At 58.5% G+C, this 776-nt stretch carries 2 pseudogenes; one reads left to right on the forward strand and one right to left on the reverse strand.

The features are described 5' to 3' along the window. A pseudogene (locus tag BN1800_RS39575) lies at window positions 1–412 on the reverse strand (hypothetical protein); the annotation flags it as partial. 183 nt (window positions 413–595) lie between these two features. Between BN1800_RS39575 and BN1800_RS39580 the strand changes: the two are divergent. Beyond that, window positions 596–776: pseudogene (locus BN1800_RS39580) on the forward strand (DUF4440 domain-containing protein); the annotation flags it as partial.

Below are 776 nucleotides of genomic sequence, written 5' to 3' on the forward strand. Positions count from 1 at the left end.
CTGCCAGAAAGGCGGCGAGCTGATCCGTCACGATCTGGATCGCCTCACGATCCTGTTCATTCATGGGGAAGGCGAGACGTGACAGCCGGAGTTCCAGCATCTCGCAGCCTATCCATGCCTTGCAGACGGCTACCGGGTCGGCCCCCTCAGCCGTTTCCTCGCCGGCGGCGCTCCGGGTGGGAAATTGCCAAGCTGTGCCGGTTTGCGAGCGAATCGTGGCCGTGCTCGCTCCGGCAAAGCCGGCAATAGCGGATAACGCCTCGTACATCGCCGTATCCAAAGGGCCACGGTCCAGTACCTTGCGTACGTCCACGATCAGCCGCAGACGAGCGGCCTTGGCTTCCGCATCGCGATAGAGACGCCGCAGTTCGCGAATGGGAGACGCTATGCCCTCGTAGTCTTTGTCTTGCACGAATTCCCTGTCCTTAAGAAGTTTGACATGCCCTAGATAGGAAGCCATCCGTCACAATGCATAGGCCGTTCGGCATATGCGATTGCAGCCATCCGGCAGACGCGCGGCGGATCGCGGCAAACCATCTCTGACAGGCCGGCAAGAAAATCGCCGGAGAGATAATGTCATACGATGGAGATTGAAATGAAAAGACATCTGCTTGCCGCTTTTGTTAGTGCCCTGCTGGCGACGCCTGCTCTTGCAGAGGAATGTGCGCCGATCACCAAGCCTCAGGTCGAGCAGTTGTTTGATCGCTGGACCTCCTCGCTGGCAACCCTGGATCCAGAAAAAGTCGTCGAGAACTATACGCCTGATGCAGTCCTCC

It is taken from the genome of Rhizobium sullae, from assembly GCF_900169785.1.
GTDB lineage: Bacteria > Pseudomonadota > Alphaproteobacteria > Rhizobiales > Rhizobiaceae > Rhizobium > Rhizobium sullae.